The 20,892-nt window shown below is 41.5% G+C and carries 18 protein-coding genes and 1 other annotated feature; of the genes, 12 read left to right on the forward strand and 6 right to left on the reverse strand.

What is annotated here, in order from left to right; translation table 11 throughout:
• The first annotated feature begins 35 nt into the window (after positions 1–35).
• Positions 36–1,268 (forward strand): aminopeptidase, encoded by a 1,233-nt coding sequence (locus MKX60_RS18000; protein ID WP_076282840.1) that lies wholly within the window; start codon positions 36–38, stop codon positions 1,266–1,268.
• A 62-nt stretch (positions 1,269–1,330) separates the two neighbouring features.
• Here MKX60_RS18000 and MKX60_RS18005 read toward each other — a convergent pair whose 3' ends face one another.
• Both MKX60_RS18005 and trpS read right to left on the reverse strand, forming a co-directional pair.
• On the reverse strand, positions 1,331–2,428 hold the full coding sequence (locus MKX60_RS18005; protein ID WP_076282839.1) for a DUF4303 domain-containing protein: 1,098 nt from the start codon (positions 2,426–2,428) through the stop codon (positions 1,331–1,333).
• A gap of 168 nt (positions 2,429–2,596) precedes the next feature.
• Positions 2,597–3,604 carry a tryptophan--tRNA ligase gene (gene trpS / locus MKX60_RS18010; protein WP_076283361.1) on the reverse strand — a complete coding sequence of 336 codons (1,008 nt, stop codon included), beginning with the start codon at positions 3,602–3,604 and terminating at the stop codon, positions 2,597–2,599.
• Between the two features lie 102 nt (positions 3,605–3,706).
• Positions 3,707–3,990 (reverse strand) — a binding site (T-box leader).
• A 200-nt stretch (positions 3,991–4,190) separates the two neighbouring features.
• On the opposite strand from trpS, the gene MKX60_RS18015 reads away from it, so the two are divergent.
• Entirely contained in the window at positions 4,191–4,616 is a 426-nt protein-coding gene (locus MKX60_RS18015) for a hypothetical protein (protein ID WP_076282838.1), read from the forward strand.
• A gap of 56 nt (positions 4,617–4,672) precedes the next feature.
• Here MKX60_RS18015 and MKX60_RS18020 read toward each other — a convergent pair whose 3' ends face one another.
• A complete protein-coding gene (locus tag MKX60_RS18020; protein WP_042187569.1) occupies positions 4,673–5,041 on the reverse strand; it encodes a winged helix-turn-helix transcriptional regulator in 369 nt (122 codons plus the stop codon).
• A 224-nt stretch (positions 5,042–5,265) separates the two neighbouring features.
• Here MKX60_RS18020 and MKX60_RS18025 point away from each other — a divergent pair, with 224 nt between their 5' ends.
• The 3 genes from MKX60_RS18025 (at position 5,266) to MKX60_RS18035 (ending at position 8,674) form a co-directional block, all read left to right on the forward strand.
• On the forward strand, positions 5,266–5,802 hold the full coding sequence (locus MKX60_RS18025) for a sigma-70 family RNA polymerase sigma factor (RefSeq protein WP_076282837.1): 537 nt from the start codon (positions 5,266–5,268) through the stop codon (positions 5,800–5,802).
• Positions 5,795–6,916: a DUF4179 domain-containing protein gene (locus tag MKX60_RS18030; protein WP_341060588.1), complete on the forward strand. Its 1,122-nt coding sequence runs from the start codon at positions 5,795–5,797 to the stop codon at positions 6,914–6,916. Before MKX60_RS18025 ends, MKX60_RS18030 begins: the two co-directional genes overlap by 8 nt.
• A gap of 186 nt (positions 6,917–7,102) precedes the next feature.
• A complete protein-coding gene (locus MKX60_RS18035; protein ID WP_341060589.1) occupies positions 7,103–8,674 on the forward strand; it encodes an ABC-F family ATP-binding cassette domain-containing protein in 1,572 nt (523 codons plus the stop codon).
• A gap of 2 nt (positions 8,675–8,676) precedes the next feature.
• Here MKX60_RS18035 and MKX60_RS18040 read toward each other — a convergent pair whose 3' ends face one another.
• A complete protein-coding gene (locus MKX60_RS18040) occupies positions 8,677–10,482 on the reverse strand; it encodes a cache domain-containing sensor histidine kinase (protein ID WP_081392950.1) in 1,806 nt (601 codons plus the stop codon).
• A gap of 6 nt (positions 10,483–10,488) precedes the next feature.
• Complete coding sequence (locus MKX60_RS18045) at positions 10,489–12,117, reverse strand: response regulator (RefSeq protein ID WP_076282833.1); 1,629 nt, start codon at positions 12,115–12,117, stop codon at positions 10,489–10,491.
• Positions 12,118–12,411: 294 nt separating this feature from the next.
• Here MKX60_RS18045 and MKX60_RS18050 point away from each other — a divergent pair, with 294 nt between their 5' ends.
• The 7 genes from MKX60_RS18050 to MKX60_RS18080 all read left to right on the forward strand — a co-directional run bounded on the left by MKX60_RS18050 (position 12,412) and on the right by MKX60_RS18080 (position 20,009).
• Positions 12,412–13,803 (forward strand): ABC transporter substrate-binding protein, encoded by a 1,392-nt coding sequence (locus MKX60_RS18050; RefSeq protein ID WP_341060590.1) that lies wholly within the window; start codon positions 12,412–12,414, stop codon positions 13,801–13,803.
• 125 nt (positions 13,804–13,928) lie between these two features.
• Positions 13,929–14,825 carry a carbohydrate ABC transporter permease gene (locus tag MKX60_RS18055; RefSeq protein WP_427468745.1) on the forward strand — a complete coding sequence of 299 codons (897 nt, stop codon included), beginning with the start codon at positions 13,929–13,931 and terminating at the stop codon, positions 14,823–14,825.
• A 12-nt stretch (positions 14,826–14,837) separates the two neighbouring features.
• Positions 14,838–15,725, forward strand: coding sequence for a carbohydrate ABC transporter permease (locus MKX60_RS18060; RefSeq protein ID WP_081392949.1), 888 nt, complete (start codon positions 14,838–14,840; stop codon positions 15,723–15,725).
• Between the two features lie 58 nt (positions 15,726–15,783).
• Positions 15,784–16,701: a dihydrodipicolinate synthase family protein gene (locus MKX60_RS18065; RefSeq protein WP_076282831.1), complete on the forward strand. Its 918-nt coding sequence runs from the start codon at positions 15,784–15,786 to the stop codon at positions 16,699–16,701.
• A 5-nt stretch (positions 16,702–16,706) separates the two neighbouring features.
• The gene (locus MKX60_RS18070; protein WP_341060591.1) at positions 16,707–17,390 is read left to right on the forward strand and encodes an N-acetylmannosamine-6-phosphate 2-epimerase; all 684 of its coding nucleotides are present in this window, start codon (positions 16,707–16,709) and stop codon (positions 17,388–17,390) included.
• Between the two features lie 19 nt (positions 17,391–17,409).
• A complete protein-coding gene (locus tag MKX60_RS18075) occupies positions 17,410–18,405 on the forward strand; it encodes an ROK family protein (protein WP_341060592.1) in 996 nt (331 codons plus the stop codon).
• A 197-nt stretch (positions 18,406–18,602) separates the two neighbouring features.
• Entirely contained in the window at positions 18,603–20,009 is a 1,407-nt protein-coding gene (locus MKX60_RS18080) for a GNAT family N-acetyltransferase (protein WP_256721555.1), read from the forward strand.
• A gap of 320 nt (positions 20,010–20,329) precedes the next feature.
• On the opposite strand, the gene MKX60_RS18085 is transcribed toward MKX60_RS18080, so the two are convergent.
• On the reverse strand, positions 20,330–20,866 hold the full coding sequence (locus MKX60_RS18085) for a GNAT family N-acetyltransferase (RefSeq protein WP_341060593.1): 537 nt from the start codon (positions 20,864–20,866) through the stop codon (positions 20,330–20,332).
• Between the last annotated feature and the right edge of the window lie 26 nt (positions 20,867–20,892).

The raw sequence follows: 20,892 nt of genomic DNA on the forward strand, positions 1-20,892 counted from the left end.
AGTAAAGCAACCATAGAGATGGAGGAAGAGAATTCATGAAAGATTTTGATGTCATGTTAGAGAAATATGCGAACCTGGTTGTAAAAGTAGGGGTAAATCTACAACCTGGACAAGTTTTAATGGTGCATGCACCTATTGAAACGGAAGAGCTTACTCGCTTGATTGTAGGTAAAGCCTATGAAGCAGGTGCTAAATATGTAATTGTTGATTGGGACGATGAGGCGACTACACGTATTCGTTACGAAAAAGCCCCAGAAGATTCCTTCGATTACTATCCACAGTGGCAAGCAGAAATGATGGAGAAGTTTGCGGAAGAGAACGGCGCCATCTTACATATTAAAGTACCAGATCCGGAACTGTTCAATGGTATTGATTCTTCCAAAGTATCAAGAGCAGTTAAGGCGGCAGCTGTTGCTCGCAAAAACTACTCTAAATATACTCGTAATAGCAAAATTAGCTGGTCTCTCGTCAAGGCTCCAACGCGTGCTTGGGCGAACAAGGTGTTTGCTGATCTTCCAGAGGAAGAGCGAGTAGAGGCTATGTGGGAAGCCGTTTTCCAGATGAATCGTGTAGGTAGCGAGGATCCGGTTGCCGCATGGAGAGAGCATATCGGTCAATTGAAAGAAAGTCAGGATAGAATGAACGCTAAGCGTTATAAAAGCCTGCATTACCGCGCTCCGGGAACGGATCTGCATGTGGAGCTTCCAGAAGGACATCTTTGGCGTGGAGGCGGCGGAGAGAATGATAAAGGCGTGTATTTCGTGGCTAATATGCCAACGGAGGAGATCTATTCCATGCCACATCGTACAGGTGTGAATGGTACAGTTAAAAGCACACTTCCTTTGAATCTGAACGGACGTTTGGTAGAAGGCCTTTCCTTCACTTTTAAAGATGGAAAAGTAGTAGCATATGAAGCTGAATCCGGACGTGAGCATTTGACTTCGCTGCTGGCAACCGATGAAGGTGCATCCTATTTAGGAGAAGTGGCTTTAGTGCAGCATGATTCTCCAATCTCTCGCTTGAACCGAATTTTCTACAATACAGGGATTGATGAGAATGCCTCCTGCCATTTCGCGTTGGGAAGTGCTTATCCTGTCAATATTGAAGGCGGCACAAAGCTTACGAATGAAGAGCTTGTCGCACGAGGTGCTAATGTCAGCTTAACGCATGTCGATTTTATGATTGGTTCAGCTGAGCTGGATATTGACGGAGAATTGGCAGATGGTACAATTGAACCGGTATTCCGTAAAGGGAATTGGGTGCTGTAAGTGAAAATAAGGCCGTAATGATCCCTTGGGGGGAGGGTTACGGCCTTTTCTTTTGAGAATATTTATAAATTTATTACAGCGTTTATTTCGCGCAAAGCGTCTTCCAGATCTTCGCCTCTTTCATTCATTCGGTTTGCTAGCTGCTTACAATCATCAAGTTGTTGCTTTGTTAGCGGTCCTGCAAAATGCAGCGCTTCAATATAGTAATAAATGAAGTAATAATTCTCAATTTCAATGATCTCCAAATCTATTAAGGGATTTAAACGTTGGATGCATTCCTGAGCCAGTGCATTTCCAAGATGCTCCATTTGTATGAACACTTCTAGGTCAGACTTCCCGTAAATATATGGAATCGTTTCACTGTAGCTACTAAGAACTGCGTCGGACCAATAATCTAAATATTCTGTGACTGAGAAATGTTGATTCTGCAACATCAGCTCTCGAAATTTTAAATCTTTTGCATGATCAAATGGGAAAATCTTTGCGAATAAAGCAGGTTCGATGGTTTTTGGCATCACAATACTGTAATCTACGTCATTGTTCCCTGTGGAGGCAAAGGCAATAAAGTCTTCAGTTGTATTTAATGACTCAAGCTCACCCTCAGTGATCAAACGCTGCATTGCTCTTAGCGTCAGCAGATAATACCCCATTTTAATAATCCCTGCTTCAAAGGCGATGATAGGTTGATCCTCCGTGTTAAAGAGAAAATCTTCTTCTGGATAAGTTGTCAGATCTGCTAGTTGGGTAAAAAAATTCACGATCTTATCGTCTTCAAGCCATAAGTGGTACCGAAAATCCCCCTGATTATATTTCAACCAGTTTATTGAACGTTCATCTCGATCCATTGGATTTCTCTCCAAAGCCCGCTGGAAACCTTCAAGGGTATTTAGATAAATGTTGATGTTATAAAACTCATCAGCTTGAAGATTAAAAACATAGACATCTTTATTGTCAGGTCCACTCGCGAAAGAAGAAATGACTGCTTTACTGTTCTTAACGAGGGTATTTACAAAGCTTTCAGCTGTAACAATTTCAATATGAATAGGTTTAGTGGGACTAAATTTTGCTCTGTTTCCATCATATAAAAGATAGTAACCTTCTTGGTGGAACGGAGTTCTCTCTTCAAGCACACGTCCAAGCTGTGAATAAAATGTATTCATGTCCATTCTTCTTTCTACTATGATTTAAATGAATGATTCGACAATTTCTTCTTTTTTCCTCTAAGAGCCGCTGTCCAATGTGACGCTGGATGATGAAGAGTCAATAATTGTTTCTAAAAAAACGCCAGAGCTCTCTTCAATAGAGAGTCCGGCGTTTTTTTATTGCCCTTAGAGATCAGTTTTATTTGAAAAATAATTAAGGCCCATAGCCTCGCGTACTTCGGACATCGTTTCTTGAGCAATATCGCGGGCACGCTTAGTTCCGGATAATAAGATATCCTCAACAACCTTGGGTCTGGCAGCATAATAGGAGCGACGCTCACGCATTGGTTCAATTAGCAGGTCTAGAGCTGTCGAGATAAGCTGCTTACAAGCAGAACAGCTTATACTGCCACTTTCACAGCTATCGTGAATTTCTGGGGCGCCATGTGAACGAACTGCACGATGATAAGCATAAATGGGACAAATATCTGGATGCCCAGGATCATTTTTATGAACACGGGCTGGATCGGTTGTGGCTTTACGGATCTTGAAGGTGATCTCTTCTTTCGTAGAGTCCAGCTCGATAGCATTGCCTAGGCTTTTACTCATTTTAGCGTTGCCGTCTGTTCCTACTAGTCTTGGCGTCTCGCTGATAAGCGCTCTGGGCTCTACAAGGATAGGGCTGTACAGTTCGTTGAATCTACGTACGATTTTGCGGGTCAACTCCAGATGGGGAAGCTGGTCTTCTCCTACAGGAATAATCGTCGCTTTACAAAAGGTTATATCCGCAGCCTGGCTAACTGGATAACCTAGAAAACCATAATACAATTCATCTAAGCTGGAATTTTTCGATTCGGCTTTAATCGTGGGATTATGCCGTAAAGAATTCACAGTAACAAACATGGAGAATAGGACGGTCAGCTCAGCGATCTCAGGAACCATAGATTGAATAAATAGGGTTGCTTTATCTGGATTTATACCCGCCGATAAATAGTCCAGTGTGATTTCATTCAAGTTTTGACCAAGGTGTTGAGGCCGATCAAAGTGAGTCGTTAGGGCTTGAATATCTGCTAGAAATACAAAAGTATCATATTGCTCCTGTAGAGCCACTCGGTTCTGTAAACTGCCCACGTAATGGCCAAGGTGCAGCTTTCCAGTCACTCGATCTCCAGTTAATACACGTTTTTTTATCATTTGAATTCCTCCTGTTTTGTTGCTTCTGACTAACATTGAGTCGCCACCACCAGCCATCATCCATGGCCATCACCTCCTTTAAATGACAAAAAAACCTCATCCAATAAGGACGAAGTTGTCGTGGTACCACCTTAAATGATCGCGCAACCAGGTTTCGTTAGTATTACGATCTTCTCTTACCGGTACGGAGAAGGTCTGAGACAATCTCGATACAGGTCCCTTGATAACGGCGGGAAACCCGGCTTTCCCTACAACATCAGCTAAGATGGTTCGGAAGAGCAACTCTAAAGGCCATTCGATCAAGCGCTGGACACCGGTTCGCAGCAGCCACCGGCTCTCTGAAGTCCATGTTCGATTGTCTACTTACCCTTCGTCAGCGTTGTTCATGATATTTTGGTAATTGTAATTCTGATGAGTGAGTTTGTCAATGGTTGGAAATTAGATGATGATACAGAGCATCTAGGTTTATATGATCTAGCAAAGTATCATTTAAATGTATATTATCATCAGCAATTAAGTCCAATCTATCATTGTTGATTCACAATATAATAATGTATAACCTTGTAATTGAATGGAGTGATGATAAATGGCGACAAATATAAGTTATGGTTCACAGGCAAAAATCCCCTTAGACCCGTTTAATACTGTTACAACGGTTGCAGGGATTCCTGGAGCTGGAGCGGGTCTAGCCACGGCGCAAGTAAATATTAGTCCGGCTAATCCGGCCTCTTTCTCCAGCAGAGTCGAGTTAAATGGTAGTTTTAGTCTTACTGCACTTGCTAATAGCCAATTTCTTGTTTTAATCCGACGTGCTGGAGTCGATATTTATAGCTCCTTTTTTCGTTTTACTACAACTACTGATATTCAATTAAATGTTCAGTGGGTTGATGGTCCTTATATTGGAATCCACAACTATGAATTGGTAATTCAGAATGATAGCAACTTGCCTATAAATCTATTTGGACCCATATCATTCACAGCAACTGCTATAGGTGGAGATGGCGTAATTTAAGTTATGGGACAGTTAAATCGATCTGATTTAACTGTCCTTTTTTCTTGGGGGAAAATTTATTTATTTAAAATGTTGTCCTCTAAAACAGCATATTTATCGCCATATTGCTTAATGATATGTTGTTCTCCCCAATTACATAGAGAAGTCAAAATGTCGCTTAAACTATCACCATACTCACTAAGCTCATATTCCACTTTGGGTGGAACCTGATTGTATACGATCCGGTTGATAATTCCATCGGCCTCAAGTTCGCGTAGTTGCTGGGTTAACATTTTTTGAGTAATTCCGGGCATTAACTGTTTTAGTTCCGATGTTCGTTTTTTGCCATGAGTTAAATGACACAAAATTACGCATTTCCATTTTCCTCCAATTACTTCGAGTGTGGCCTCAACAGAAATATTGTATTTTTTCTTGATAGTTGTCATGATATCCTCCAATATATAGGTACTTTTTAGTACCTATGGTACTTTTAAGTGCGTACTATTGATTATGTCCGATTTTACTAATCATAACATTTATCGTTCTTTTTTTATAGAATGTTATAATTTTAAGTGCTCAGTCCCAAAAAAGTTAATATAAATAAAAACCGTTTCTATACCCTCCCCGTCTTAATCTATGAGAGGTTTAGGAGAGGGGGCTAAGGAAGGATATGACGATGACTAATGCAGAAATGAAGAAGGTAACGATTCTTGATTCTAGGAGCGAGACGGATTTCTACGATTCTATATTGGTACATAGAGAACAACTATACAGTATTGCCTATAGCTACTTGCGTAACCGGAATGATGCGCTTGAAGCGATGCAGGAAATGACTTGCCGGGCCTGGATCAAAAGAAAAACATTAAAGGATCCAAAAGCGTTTAAATCATGGATCATTCGGATCCTGATTTATGTCTGTATAGATGAACAAAGACGTAGAAAGCGTTCTATGCCGCTTGTAGACGAGAGAATAGGAGAGCGGATTACGCACATTGGCCATCATCGGATGGAAATGCTGTGGGCACTCGAACAGGTTAAACCCAAGTATCGCCATGTGCTGCTGCTTAAATACTACAACGATATGACCTTACATGAGATTGCTAACATACTGGATAAACCTGAAGGAACGGTCAAGACATGGCAGCATAAAGGACTCAAGCAGTTAAGAACGATCATTAAGAATCGGGGTGATTGGAACCATGAGTAGTCAGGAGGAGCTTGCCATGTTAATCGATGCTGAACGGATCCCACAGGAGCAAAAAATGGAGAGTGCAGCCGCACAAATCTATGCCATTCAAGCAGGACTCGAACTAGGTAAAAAGCGCGGAAAAAAGCTAATGTTCGCTAGAAGCGCTATGGCTGTACTGACTGCATCTGTTTTGATTGCAGGTTTACTCTTCTTCAATCCAACCCAATTGATGCCACAGCAAGCCTCTACAAGTATTGAATCAAGTAATTGGGGTGTGTTGGAACCTTTTAAGAAGCTGGCTGAATCTGATGTTGATGCCCTTACGTTAGAATCTGCTATTCGAAACGATTATGTGCAAATCGTGAATAAGAGCGCTGAGAAAAACGGATATAAGATCACTCTAAATGCTGTAATCGCTGATGAAAATAAAATTATACTGCTATATACAGGGACTACAAGTGGTGGTCAGGAAATTTACAATGTGAATAGTGTATGGCTTACAGATGCTGTGACGGGACAAAGTGTAGTGGATAAAAATGGGGGTAGAGGTGGGATGGGTTTACATGCTGTGGATAGTATTTATACATGGCTCGGAAAAACTATCTATCCACTAGATAAGGATAAAGCATTTCCAAAAGAGGTGGTGGCGAATTTTCAGATCGCTTCAGTGGATCCAGGAATGCTAGCAAAACCAAAAACGGGAACGGATCTAGCTGACATGCGCTATTCTGATCGTTTAAAGGTGAGCTTCGCTATTGATCCAAAATTCTGGGAACAAAAGACCGAGACGGTAGTTATAAATCAGCCTTTTATGATTGACGGGCATGAAGTGAATCTTGCACAAGTGGAGCTTTCTCCATTAAGTATAGTAGTCAAATATACGCTAAGTGAGGATTTAAAAACTAATTGGGAGATCAGGAATGAGTTATTTGGAAAGACCCCTAGTGAGTTGACATCGCGGGTTGGGAAGCGCGAATTGAAAAATAATTCGATTGGCGGAAGTGGCAGTGAGGATGGATTTATAAGTAACTTTAGCAGCAACGTATTGGATCAACCCAAATTCATTCGTTTGAAACTTGATGCGGGGCTTGATCGCGAGAAAGAGGAGTATATTGATATCTTGAAAAAATAAGCAGCAAGTGATGAGAGTGAGAATGTGATGGGATTCGTAATGCAGAAAAAGGTCCGCTGACAGCGACCTTTTTTTGTTTTCTAGAAGATTAAATATGATTATAAAGTCCTTTTTAAAATAGTGCTATAATAGCTCTTTGAGTGTTCTGAGCTGTATTTTGATCTATATGAACTAGGGGTGATAGATTTGAGCGTAATCCGTATGGAGAACGTAACTAAGAAATATGAGAATACTTTGATTTTTCGAGATATATATTTTCGAGTTAGCAAGGGTGAGCGGATTGGGTTAATCGGACGAAATGGTGCGGGGAAGTCTACTGTTTTTAAACTGATGATGGGAAAAGAGGAGCCAACAGCAGGGAAAGTAGAGTTAGATCCCAATGTGAAGATCAGTTATTTCTCTCAATTCTCGGAGCTTTCCGGCTCCTTGTCTGTACAGCAAGAGTTAAAATTGTGCTTTGAGCAGGTAGCGCTTATCGAACAGGAGCTTAACCAAATCGGGGAACAGCTTGGACAAGTGACGGATGATGACCAGATGAATACACTTTTAGAGCGGCAAGCGGCGCTTTTTGAACAAATGGATCATTTGGATGGCTGGAATGTATCTGTAGAAATCAACACTGTTCTGACGAAGTTGGGCTTCAATGAAAGATCACGGCATCAACCAGTAGATGAATTATCGGGAGGCTGGAGGAACCGTGCAGCACTGGCTAAAGTCTTAATTGAAATGCCCGATGTCGTATTGCTCGATGAGCCTACTAACTTTTTGGATATCGAAGGGATCGTATGGTTGGAGCAGTGGCTTCACCGTTTTAATGGGGCGATGATTCTCATCTCCCATGACCGGCAATTTATTGACAGAGTAGTCACGCGGACGATTGAAATCGAGAATTATCATTTTCAGGAATATGAAGGCAATTACACCGACTATGTTCGTAAAAAGAAGATGCGCAAAAAGGTGCTTGATCGTCAATTCGAGTGGGAAGAAGAGCTTCTACTTATGGAGTCGGAAGCCATTGAAACCCGCGGGAACAAAAAGTCCTCGAAGGATCGTCTATCACGTAAACTGACAGATATGAAAAAGCGTGTGGAGCCTCATCCAGTGAACGTACTGATCACCGATATCTACAGCAATTTACGGTTTCCGGATAAGCTTGGTGAAGTGAAGGGAATTGGACAAAGCTATGATGGTCGGACGATATTCCAGAACATTAGCTTCGATATTCAAAAGGAAGATCGGATAGCTATTGTGGGGCCTAACGGAAGCGGAAAGTCGACACTCATAAAGGTATTGACTGGGCAAGAAGAGCCTGAAACGGGTGGTGTGACTTGGGAACGTGGGGTCAGCTATGCGTACTTCAATCAGATGTGGGACGAACTCGATGTTAAGGATACAGTCAGTCATGCCGTAAATGTGTATGGGCTGGGACTCGATGCTCCGCGGAAAAAAGTGAACAAATTTCTATCGATGCTACAATTCTCGGAAATGGATCTGAGCAAAACGATCGGCAGTCTGTCAGGTGGACAGCAGGCCAGAGTAGCGTTAGCGAAATGCCTTCTCTCTGGCGCGGCTGTCATTATTTTGGATGAGCCAACGAATCATTTAGATTTGACGAGTATTCAGGTGATGGAGCAAGCACTCATTCACTTCCCTGGAGCCGTAGTTACCGTCAGTCATGACCGCTTCTTCATCGATAAAATTGCAACGAAAATGCTTACCTTCGATCCTGAAGCAGGAATCACTGAGCAGAATGTTTAGGATTATGCTGGCAGTCGGATGATCACGGTCGTCCCTTCACCTACTTGACTGGTGATTTCGATCCCATAGGGTTCACCAAAATGAAATTGAATACGATCATGAACATTTTTTATACCAATATGATCTTCATCTAGGGTGTCTGATGGTTGAGAGAGACGAAGACGTAACTGTTTAAGTTTCTCTTCATCGATACCAATTCCGTTATCTTTAACGATAATTAGCATGTCATCCCCCGAAATCATCGAGGAGACTTCAAGGAGACCCTGTTCACTTCGACACTCCAGTCCATGGACGATAGCATTCTCAACGATGGGTTGAAGGGAAAAGTGCATGACTTTAATTATTTCGGTATTAGGTTCTAGCTGTTCAATATATTGAATTTTGTCCCCAAAACGTAATTGTTGAATTTTTACATACAGCCGGACGTGTTCAAGTTCTTCTCGCAGGGTTACGGTTATCTTTCCGGTCTGAATATGAATCCGAAACAATCTACCTACAATCCCCACCATTTCGCCAATCTCTCTTTGCCCATTAATGATGGCTTTCATTTGAATAGATTCAAGTACATTCGCAAGGAAATGTGGATTGATTTGGCTTTTAAGGGCGCCGTATTGAGCTACTTTTTGCTGTGCTTTGGCCATAGAAGATCGCTCGATATAATTTTGCAGGTCTTTCACCATTTTTCGGATTCCATTGTATAGAACACCAAACTCATCTTGACGATTACTATACAAATCCACATCAAAGTTCCCCATCCCCACCAGCTTAACCTTTCGGCTTAAAAGAATAATAGGCTTAGTGACACGCTCCGATAGGATATACATGAATAAGATCGCAGTGACAAGCGACAAGAGCGCTAATGTTAAAATGATTTTTCCGAGAAAAGTGGCTTGCTTAGTCATCTCTTTTTCATCTATATACTGTATGACCTTCCAGTTAGAATAGGGAGACGTAACAAAGTTAATGTACGAGTCTTTATCATCAAAAGTACCATAAAAGCTTCCCGTATCATTGTTCATGAAAGTATTAAGCGCCTGAGGTTCTATAGGGATAGGTTGTAAGGGTGAGGTCTCCATGATATCTGAGCTGTAAACACTACCGCCCTTATCGTCTAAAATAATGAATTTTCGTTTGCTATTCTCCGAGAGCTTTAAGATTTCACGTAATGAATCCAATCGGATATCGATTAACATGACGCCAATGGGCTGCTTGCTTCCTTTTTTATTAATGACTCGGGCAATAGAAATGACGGATTGTTTGGAATTGGTGCGATAGAAGGGGACATGGCTGCCAAATAGAATCACTCCGCCTTTTTTCTGCTGGGTCTGTAAATACCAATCCTCCTGGGTATAATCCTTCACATCATAATCCGCACGATTGAAATTGGCAGAGTAGAACACACGTGATCCCGAAAAAATCTGCACACTATCAACATTTTTAATCGTCATCTCAATCCCGCTGATGAAATGCTCAATCGTGTTTCCATACTGAATATTCAGGTCATTTCCGACGTCGTCTTTATGGATCGTCCAATGCTCAAGTGCGGTTTGGAGCTGGCTATCTACCTGTGCGTTCAGTGTACCTTTATCAATACTTTGAAGATATTGGTCAATGTTGAACGAGAGGTTATTAAGGATCAGATTTGAGCTGCTCTGGTATTCATTTTTGACGGCTTGGTTTGAAAAGATATAGATGATTGCGGATATGATCAGGAGTGGAATGGTAATGGTCAGGATCATCAGCATGAAAATTTGACGATTGACATGTCGCATCCGGTAGCGTCTCTTTGGTTGCTCAATCTGCATCATTTTAGGTCACCAGCCTGATTGTTTTCTATAGTCTGATGGGGTCATGTTGGTGATACTTCGGAATGTTTTCACGAAATGCTTATAGCTTTTGTAACCACACATCGTACAGACATCGGTCACTAGAATCTCCGGTTTTTTTAAGCATTCCTGCGCATATTCCATCCGAATCTCGGTTACAAATCGCATGTAGTTCTTATCGAGTTTCCGCTTGAACAGGCGACTTAAATAAGACGGATTATAGAAGAATCGATCTGCTACCATCTGCAGAGTCACTTCTTGATCAATATTCTCTTTAATGAAGGATTTAATATGCTCGAATATGATCACATCCTGTTGGTGGTTGTGCGTCAATCCTTCGGTATAAACAATCCCCAAATGAATCATCCACCTGCCAAGCCAGTCAAAAAGCGTCTCAAGTGAATCAAAATCATCCACAAAGGTGAGGTTCAAGAGCTTTTCGCTGTACACGCCTTCGATATGGATGTGGTTTTTATTGGCGAAGCGGATTATAACACTTATGATTTCCTGAAGAAATGCGAGCCAGTAATCAGGAGAAGAGACATCGGTTTTACTCAAAATATCTTGAGCCAGGCGGTGCATCAGCTGGAGCGTCTCTATTTCGTTAGAACTTTCGATACAGGAGATCATCCGTTTCTTATCATTCTCATCTAGTTGAATTAAGGATGGTTTCTGAGAATTTGAGTTTTCTATCCATTGTGGCACATAGAATAACCTGCAATCTCTCATATAAAAGCGTTGATATAACATTCGATCGGACTCGTGCAGCAATGTATGTATTTGTGCAGGGTTCTCCGTCGTCTTACTTATAACTACATAGAGGCCTAGATGATGTTCTAGCGTAAGCGCCTTCAGATATTGATCGATTCGTATCTGTACTTGAGTTTGAAGAGGGAAGTTGTCAGTAGAAGACGGAGATCCCAATACAATAAGACCATAGAGCTTTGTTTTAGATGAATATGTAAAAATAGAGTGTGGTGTAGAGGCATGGAGATACTCATCCACTGCGTAATGAATGAACTTTTCCGCATATTCTCTCATCCATAGGGTGGATTGCGTGCGCGTTTCTCTCACAGGAATGCCAGTCAAAACAAAGGGGAGATAAAGATAGTAGTTACTGTTGAAATTACATAGTTCATGGATAATAGCATCATCTATTACTGAATGTTCTTCCTCTAGCAACAGCTTTACAAGCTCTGCCCCTTCCAGATTAGAACGTTTTAATCGGTCTTGCCGTTTTAGATGAAGCTTGTTCATACAGTTTTGTATTACTAGAAGGCTTTCTTCGTATTCCAAAGGCTTAAGCAAAAAAGCATGTACATTCCCTAGTTGTATAGCCTTCTGAGCGTATTCGAAATCGTTGAATCCTGTCAAAATGATAAATAATGTATCAGGAAGCAGATTGCGAATCTGCTCAATCATTTGAAGCCCATCCATTTCTGGCATCCGGATATCGGTGATCACCAAATCGGGCTTCTCGCGTAGCGCGGTGGTCATTCCTTCTCTGCCATTCTCTGCTTCAATAATGCTGTGGACCCCAAGCTCCTCCCAAGCAAAGTAATGTTTTAAGCCCGTTCGTATTAATGGCTCATCCTCTACAATCATCAATTTATACATGAAATCCCTCCGGAAGACTAGAATTATAGTGGATCACTCGTAAGAGAATACCATTAGATGTAAGATTAAAAGGGTTACATTAAGGCGAAAAAGTGAAAAAATATAAATTCAATTGTTAATAGGTGGAATATGTAATGTATTATAACATTGAAGAGGGGTGGATTGAAGGGATATGTCAGAAATGAACCCTAAAAGTAAAAGGAGTGGGATTCTCCTGAATTTACAATTGATTTATGATTAGCGCAAGGAATGAGAGCAGTACTTTATTCCACAAAAAATAATTGGGGGTAGCACATGAGAGCAATGAAAAAAGGGCTAATGAGTATTGTTGGTGTCGCACTTTTAGGTACACAGTTAGTTGCATGTGGAAATACGAACACAGCGAATTCAGCGGTTACACCAAGTAATAATGCTGACAAGACTGAGCCCGCAGCAACTGAGGTTGCTGCTAAACCAGTAGAAATTACTTGGTGGAATTTTCCGAGCTTTCAAGCTTTAGATGGTGAAGTAGGCAAGTATGAGAAGGAAATCATTGCAGCTTTTAATGAGAAGAATCCTGAAATTAAAGTAAACCTTGAGATGATCACCTTTGAAGGCGGCCCTGAAAAACTGAATGTCGCAATTGCTTCGAATACCGCACCGGATGTGATCTATGATGCACCTGGACGGATTATCGATTGGGGTAAAAAGGATTTGCTTGCACCGCTTAACGACATGGTGACTGATGAAGTGAAGAATGATATTTCAGAAGCTTTTTGGAAGCAGTCAAGTGTAGGCGACAACATCTTTATGTACCCGATCAACACAGCGCCTTTTATGATGGCTGTTAATAAGTCTATTTTTGAAAAGATTGGCGCTCTAGATTTACTACCTTTGGATAAGGAAGATAGAACTTGGACGTTTGAAGAATATAAAAAGGCATTGGAAGCTGTAAAAGAAAAGGCACCGGACGTTATTCCTACAGGATTCTTCGCGAAGAGCCAAGCTGGAGACCAAGGCACTCGCGCTTATCTTGCTAACTTAGGTGTATCCCGATTCTTAAACGAAGATAACTCAGCAGTCGCTATCAATACTGATAATGCAGCTAAAGCGTTAGATTGGATTGTCCAAGCTACGAAAGATAAACTCAGTGTCTCTGGTGCAGCTTCACTTGCGGCTGCTGACGTGAACGATTTGTTCCTGCAAGGGAAATTGGCCTTTACACTTAACTATTCCGCTGTACTAAAAGCACAGAACGTATCCAAAAAAATGGTTCAGTTCGAAGATATTCTCCTTCCATTCCCTACACTAGATGGTTCGGAACCAAAGCTTGAACCATATCTGGGCGGTATGGCTGTATTTAACAATGGGGATGAAGCTAAGATTGCAGCTTCCAAAAAGCTGATTGATTTTATTGCTAATGATCCTGTATGGGGTAAGAAAAACTTGATTCAAACAGGCGGACTCTCGGTTCGTAATTCGATTACTGGTCTTTATGACGATCCAGAGTATAAATACGCTGAATATGCACGTAAATTTACGACAGATGCACCAACGATTGCTGATGGATATGCAGATATTCGTACGTTCTGGTTCCCTGAATTACAACGTGCTTTAACTGGAGGCGCAACCGGCAAGGAAGCTTTGGATAGTTTTGCTACAAAGGCGAACGAAGCTATTACTAAAGCAAAAGCAGCTATGAAATAAATAGTGAATGGTGTTCAAAAGAATAGAGTGCGGGAAGCACTCTATTCTTTTTAAAAAAATGAAAATTTTAAAGCTACGCACCTATAAATATCATTATTTTTCATCAGAGAAATGGGGAGAAGGTTGTGGGGACAACGGTACGCAAAATTAAAGGTTATGTGATACGTGACTGGATGATGAGTTATCTCTTCTTATTACCAGCGTTTGGATTTTTTCTTCTGTTTGTAGCCTACCCAATGATAAAAGGGGTTTATATTAGTTTCTTTGATTACTCGCTGAGAGATTTTAGTTTTATTGGTCTCGATAATTATATTTCATTATTTAAAGATGATAATTTCATGAAGTCCATGGGAAATACTTTATTACTTGTAGTGATCACCGTACCGATCGTGATTATCTTTTCACTGTTTGTCTCCATGAATATTTATAAGAAAAAAGAGTTTGCTAGATCGTTTTTCCGAGGTGTGTTCTACTTGCCAGCCGTATCTTCGGTCGTAAGTATTACAGTCGTTTGGGGCTGGATTTACCATCCCAACTACGGAATTCTGAATTATTTGACGGGTTTATTTGGAATGGAGCCTGTTTCATGGCTTGGGGATACAAGAACCGCATTACTTGCAATTATCGTGGTCTTAATAACGACTTCTGTAGGGCAACCGATCATCTTGTATGTGGCCTCCATTGGTAACATTCCTACTTCTTATATTGAAGCCGCAGAGATAGATCGAGCAACCCCTTGGCAAATTTTCCGGAAAATATTATGGCCGATGCTGATGCCAACGAACTTATATATTATCGTGATTACCACGATTAATACCTTTCAGTGTTTTGCACTGATTCAACTCCTTACCTCAGGTGGACCTGTATATAGCACTTCAACTGTTATGTATGGTGTATATGAACAAGCCTTTATGCTAGGTCATTTCGGATATGCCTCTGCAATGGGCGTCATACTCGCAATTGTAATTGGGATCATTTCAATCATTCAATTCAAATACTTTGGCAGCGATGTTGAGTATTAAGGAGGGGACATCATGAATTCTACGAATCCATTAGAACTGAAAGCACCTATTATCCAGTCTAAGAAAGTAAGCGCATGGAAAAAAGAATTAACGATTCCAAAAATAATCGCTACAATCCTATTGATTTTGGCTACATTATTTTTTGTATTTCCCTTTTACTGGGTAGTGTCGGGGGCCTTTAAACTTCAAACTGTGGCAACGACCATCCCACCGGAGTGGTTTCCGTTAAAGCCGACGTTACAGAACTGGACAGAATTATTTAAGAATCCAGTAGAACGCTGGATGTTTAATAGCTTTATTATTGCTTTTGCAGAAATGGCTGCGATCTGTATTGTCTCCTCCTGTGCCGGATATGTTCTCGCAAAGAAATCATTTCCAGGACGAGGAATTATCTTCACGATGTTTGTTGCCGCTATGGCATTGCCTAAGCAAGTTATTCTCGTTCCGCTGTTTACGATGTTAGCAGACTTTGGTTGGGTCAATACGTATAAAGGGCTTATTTTACCGGCGATTGGCTGGCCATTTGGAGTCTTTTTGATGAAACAGTTCGCGCAGACGATTCCGGGAGAGTTGATTGAAGCGGCAAAAATTGACGGCAGCTCGGAAATTCGATTGTTCGGAACGATCATTTTACCGTTATTGAAACCAGCAGTTGGTGCACTGGCTATATTCACCTTTATTACTTCATGGAACGATTATTTCAGCCAGCTAATCATGACACGATCTACTTCGATGATGACCTTACCACTTGGGGTTGCGACACTTCGAGGCGAATTCACAACGAACTATGGACTGCTTATGGCAGGTGCTGCGTTAGCTTCTATTCCTATGATTGCGATTTTCCTAATGTTTCAAAAGGCATTCACACAAGGGATTACCATGGGTGCTGTTAAGGGTTAACAATTCTCATAACAACGTAAATTAACAATAGTGATTTAAACGATGGAGGCTATTATCTATGACATCATATGATCTTGAAGCTTTTAAAGGCATTATTATCGCTTTGTACTCCAGTTATGATGCCGAGGGGAATATAGATAAAGAAGCGGCACGCAAATTAGCTCGTCATTATGCTTCTACAGGTGTGAAAGGACTTTATGTTGGCGGCAGCTCAGGCGAAGGCATGCTGCAATCGGTAGAAGAGCGTAAACAAATGCTCGAAGCAGTTATAGCGGAAGTAGGAGATGAGCTTACGATCATTGCTCATGTAGGTGCTCCATCTACAAGAGACAGTGTTGAGCTAGCAGTACATGCTGAATTAGTTGGCGCACATGCGGTATCGGCTGTTCCAGCTATCTATTATCGTTTGTCTCCAAACAGTGTTGAAAGTCATTGGCAGGCGATTATTGATAGTACTTCACTTCCATTTATTATCTACCACATCCCGCAAACGACAGGCTTTCAATTATCGAAAAGCTTGTTAGTGAAGATGGCCGCGCAGGATAAAGTGATTGGCGTGAAGATTTCAGCAGAAAGTACATTTGAGCTTCAGCAGTTTAAGGCAGCAGGTGGAAATGATTTTCTTGTATTGAATGGACCAGATGAGCAGTACTTAGCTGGCCGCAGCATTGGGGCAGATGGTGGGATTGGTGGAACCTACGGGGTTATGCCCGAGCTATTTTTAAAAGTAGAACAATGTTATGGGCAAGGCGATATGGCTGAGGCGCAGAAATGGCAGTTCATTATCAATGATCTCATTGTAGAATTATTATCCTTTCCATCATTATATGGTGCATGCAAAGCAATTCTGAGTTTGCGTGGATTTGAAACGGGCCAACCGAGAATGCCACTTTTACCCATCAAGGCTTCGGATCAGGATCGGGTGGAAGCTCTCAACAATAGAATATTAGAGTATATTCTTGAAGCGAAGGGATAGGGTTTATGATGACTCAAATGAGCGATATCTTTCCGATGAAAGGTCTGATCGTGTCATGTCAGGCACTTGAGCATGAGCCGCTTCATGGTGGAGATACAATGGCAAAAATGGCAAGAGCGGCGGTTCAATCAGGGGCAATTGGAATTCGGACGAATGGGGTTCCAGATATTCTAGCGATTAAAGAAGAAGTAAATGTACCGGTTATTGGACTTATTAAACGGGATATTCCCGGATCAGCCATATTTATTACGCCAACTCTGGATGAGGTGAAAGCAATCGTGTCCGCTAAAGCGGATATTGTTGCATTAGATGTTACGAATCGGGAAGGTCGCTTAGCGTCGGTTAAGCCTTTAATCGCATATGCCCATCAAATGGGTGTGCTTGTAATGGCAGATATATCGACTTTGGAGGAAGGACTGGCAGCGGAAGAATTAGGTGTAGATTTTATTGGTACAACACTTTCGGGCTATACACCATACAGCACACAACAAGAAGGACCAGATCTTGTCTTGCTACAGCAATTATGCGAGTTCGTGAATATTCCTGTAGTTGCGGAGGGACGTATATGGACTCCGGAAGATGCGGCGAGAGCTAAGAGGGCTGGGGCATCTTATGTCGTGGTAGGAAGTGCGATTACAAGGCCACAATTAATCACATCACGCTATGTCAAAGCCGTGAGCGATTGCTGAGACTTAAGGAGGCGAGTCCGTGTTAGAAGATTATGATCCTCTAATGGAATATGCTGTCGGAGTGGATATCGGGGGAACGAAAATTAATGCTGGACTCGTTACACCACAGGGGAACGTAGTACATACTGTAAGTCTGAGCACAAAGGCTGGGTTAACGAAGACCGTGGACCGAGCTATTCAGGCTATTCAAAAGCTAATGAATGAGGTTACAGCGATGCATGCAGGCATGCAGTTTAAAGGGATTGGTGTAGGAACGGCAGGACAAATCGATTGGGAGGCGGGGAGTATTCGCTCAGCCTCTGAGCTTATTCCTGGCTATGCTGGGACAGATTTGAAAGCGTTGCTTCAGACTCAGTTCCAGCTTCCAGTAATCGTAGATAATGACGTGAATGTACTGGCATTAACAGAGAAATATTTAGGTTCTTGTATAGGTGTAGAAGATTTTATCTGTCTTGCACTTGGAACGGGTGTAGGCGGAGCAATTATTGTAGAAGGTCGCCTTGTTCATGGTTCTTGGGGTGGGGCTGGAGAGTTAGGGCATATGTCTGTAGATTTCAAAGGGCCGACATGCGTTTGTGGTGGGAAAGGCTGCTTAGAACATTATGCGTCAGGCACAAGCATTGCTCGTCGAATGCGGGAAAAACTAACTTTAAACAATGAGCCACTTGATAACTTAGAATCACGAGACGTGATCGCGAGATGGAGGGAAGGAGACCGTCTAGCTACAGAAGTAATGGAAGAAACAATTGCTGCGCTTGGAGCTGCTTTCGCTTCTTTTATTCATATTTTTAACCCAAAGGTTATTGTTATTGGTGGTGGAGTGGCTGAAGCAGGCGAGCTATTATTCGAAGGAATAAGAAGAGAAGTGGCTACGAGAACGATGCCATCAATGCTGGAAGGCGTCCGCATTGAAGCAGCCTATCGTGGCAATTTCTGTGGAATGATCGGTGCGGCATTACAGATCTGGGAGTACGGAGTCCCATCCCTTTCATCTAGTAATGAAGGCTTTATCTAAATCTCTTGATTAAATAGAATAATTTACCGATAATGTTAAAGGGGACGAGAGTAAAGATCGAATCTTTCTGGGGTCCCTAATCCGTTTATAAGGAGTGATGATGTTTGATTACCAACAACACCACAATGAAGTCCGAGAGAGGTCAGTATTCGTAAGGGAAGAACACCTCTCAATGACTACGGGAGGCACTATCGGAAATGATGAATTTAATGAACTTGGTACGGGGAACAGAGAACGATCTACCCGCCAAAGAGATGATCAAGTATTGGAATCATGAGCCTGGAACTTTGAAGCTTGTGAGAGCAAGTAGCAATTTTATTTATATGTTTCAATGGAATAATAAGCACTATTATTTAAGGTTTACTCATGAAGAGGATAATACCGCAGAGAATATTCAGGCTGAACTAGATTTTATGATGTACTTATTGGAACAGGGCTATGAGACCGTAGAGCCAGTACGCTCCAAGCAAGGGAAGTGGATTGAGACCCTTTCAACTGGAAATGGTAAATATCACGGGGTTGTTTTTGAACAAGCCCAAGGGGAGTACGTTCCACTTGAAGAGATGTCGGAGCTGCAGTTCCAACATTGGGGTCAAACGCTCGCGAGATTGCATAATTTATCTGAGACTTATGCTCCGAGCACACCCGCACGTAAAAGCTGGGTCGATTCGCTTCAATTTATTTTATCCGTATTAAGAAGACACCCCGAGGAGCATAAAGCGCTTAAGGAATATGAACGAATTGAGGCGTGGCTAAGTGAGCTCTCTTTTGGCGTAGGGCATACGGGGCTGATCCATTTTGATTTTGAGACAGACAATATCTTTTATATGAAAGAGACGTCTCGATATAGTGCGATCGACTTTGATGACTCTATGTATCACTGGTTTGCGATGGATATCACATCAGCATTAAGAGATCTATCCAAACAGAATGATGATGAGAGCAAGAAGAACATCGATCTTTTTATTAATGGATATAGATCAATAAAGCGGCTGGACGATGAATATATCAAGCTATTGCCAGAATTCCAAAGATTCTCTGACTTATATGGATTCGCTAGGTTGCTTCGAAGTTTAGAGAATTTGGACGTTTCTATTTGTCCGGAATGGGCACTACAGCTTAAAGCTAAATTAGAAGCAATCTGTGATCGTATTCGGAATGGCTTTCATCCACATATTGCGCTGAAGACAATCACTGAGAATAACTGGTATGCCTGTACGCAATTAGAGGTGTCCAATGAGCAAAAGACGGTTTTTCCTGTACCAGTAGTCTATTGGTTAGCAGAATCGGCTTATTGCGGAATGACTCCGCTGGCTTTATACGCAGATGAAGAATTGGTAGGATTCTCAGTATATGCCGTAGATCCTGAGGACGGAAGTTATTGGATTATGGCTTTTATGATTGATCAGAAATATCAGAATAGAGGATTCGGTAGAACCGGAATGGATGCCTTGATTCGCACTATAAAAGCGGAATATCACTGCGACAAAATCGTTATTGGACATCGAATAGAGAACGAACGTGCTTCGAACTTATATACATCCCTTGGATTCGTTGAAATGAGCAGGGATGAGGTTGAAGTTATACGTGAGTTGATAGTGTAAAGAAAAGAGGCCGTTCCAAAAGTAGTTTTTGTACTACTTGGGAGCGGCTCTTCTTGTTATCCTGTAAATGACGTTCCAAATGATGATCCGAGTGAAGTTCCAAGTGAAGTTTCAATAGAACAATTAGGGAATTTCTCCCTCTAATTCTGAGAATATTGGTTGCCAGACTTATAATTAGGGAAAACCTCCCCTAAATTCGTCTGATTTGATGAGAATCAAAAGAATTAGCCTGATTTATAGGGAGGAATTCCCTAATTTCATTCATTATTAGCGGATATCGACTTTTTATAGGGAGTTTTTCCCTAATCAGTTTTAAACCATCAAATATTAGCCCACTCCTGCTCTAAAGAGGAATAGACGATCTCGTTGCACCATTGCTGATTACAGAATCTAGTCTCCCTAAGAACCCCATCTTTTAACATTCCTGCTCTAATCATTACTTTCTCAGATTGCACATTCTCGGCGTTGGCATAAGCAACAACCCTATGTGCATTAAGAGAGCTAAAGGCATAACCTATCAGGGACTTCACGGATTCAGTTGCATATCCCATTTTCCAATAGTCCGGGAGTAGGACCCAACCGATTTCCCATTCTCTGATTTCTTCCCAGTTTAACTTTATGCTGACATTACCGATGGGCTTCATATCCAGCTTTGTACATATTGCAAGATCATAATATTGCCGTGGATCACTTGTTGCTTGAGACAAGATCGAAAGGAAGTCATCTTTAATTTGTTTTGCATCAGGTGCAGTGTTCTCATATTTGTAGGATAGGGGATTTTGTTCTAGTTCTTCATAAAAAGAAGAATCACTGCTTGTATAATCTCTTAAAATTAATCGGTTCGATACTATTTCCATGAATATAGCACTCCTAGTTTAAGTTT

The organism is Paenibacillus sp. FSL R5-0914 (assembly GCF_038004525.1).
Lineage (GTDB): Bacteria > Bacillota > Bacilli > Paenibacillales > Paenibacillaceae > Paenibacillus_AQ.

What these genes read in the sequence shown, in the direction of transcription:
- MKX60_RS18000 (WP_076282840.1), top strand. Translation starts at nt 36, where the DNA reads ATGAAAGATTTTGATGTCATGTTAGAGAAATATGCGAACCTGGTTGTA.
- MKX60_RS18005 (WP_076282839.1), bottom strand. Translation starts at nt 2,428, where the DNA reads ATGAATACATTTTATTCACAGCTTGGACGTGTGCTTGAAGAGAGAACT.
- trpS (WP_076283361.1), bottom strand. Translation starts at nt 3,604, where the DNA reads ATGATAAAAAAACGTGTATTAACTGGAGATCGAGTGACTGGAAAGCTG.
- MKX60_RS18015 (WP_076282838.1), top strand. Translation starts at nt 4,191, where the DNA reads ATGGCGACAAATATAAGTTATGGTTCACAGGCAAAAATCCCCTTAGAC.
- MKX60_RS18020 (WP_042187569.1), bottom strand. Translation starts at nt 5,041, where the DNA reads ATGACAACTATCAAGAAAAAATACAATATTTCTGTTGAGGCCACACTC.
- MKX60_RS18025 (WP_076282837.1), top strand. Translation starts at nt 5,266, where the DNA reads ATGACGATGACTAATGCAGAAATGAAGAAGGTAACGATTCTTGATTCT.
- MKX60_RS18030 (WP_341060588.1), top strand. Translation starts at nt 5,795, where the DNA reads ATGAGTAGTCAGGAGGAGCTTGCCATGTTAATCGATGCTGAACGGATC.
- MKX60_RS18040 (WP_081392950.1), bottom strand. Translation starts at nt 10,482, where the DNA reads ATGATGCAGATTGAGCAACCAAAGAGACGCTACCGGATGCGACATGTC.
- MKX60_RS18045 (WP_076282833.1), bottom strand. Translation starts at nt 12,117, where the DNA reads ATGTATAAATTGATGATTGTAGAGGATGAGCCATTAATACGAACGGGC.
- MKX60_RS18050 (WP_341060590.1), top strand. Translation starts at nt 12,412, where the DNA reads ATGAGAGCAATGAAAAAAGGGCTAATGAGTATTGTTGGTGTCGCACTT.
- MKX60_RS18060 (WP_081392949.1), top strand. Translation starts at nt 14,838, where the DNA reads ATGAATTCTACGAATCCATTAGAACTGAAAGCACCTATTATCCAGTCT.
- MKX60_RS18065 (WP_076282831.1), top strand. Translation starts at nt 15,784, where the DNA reads ATGACATCATATGATCTTGAAGCTTTTAAAGGCATTATTATCGCTTTG.
- MKX60_RS18070 (WP_341060591.1), top strand. Translation starts at nt 16,707, where the DNA reads ATGATGACTCAAATGAGCGATATCTTTCCGATGAAAGGTCTGATCGTG.
- MKX60_RS18080 (WP_256721555.1), top strand. Translation starts at nt 18,603, where the DNA reads ATGATGAATTTAATGAACTTGGTACGGGGAACAGAGAACGATCTACCC.
- MKX60_RS18085 (WP_341060593.1), bottom strand. Translation starts at nt 20,866, where the DNA reads ATGGAAATAGTATCGAACCGATTAATTTTAAGAGATTATACAAGCAGT.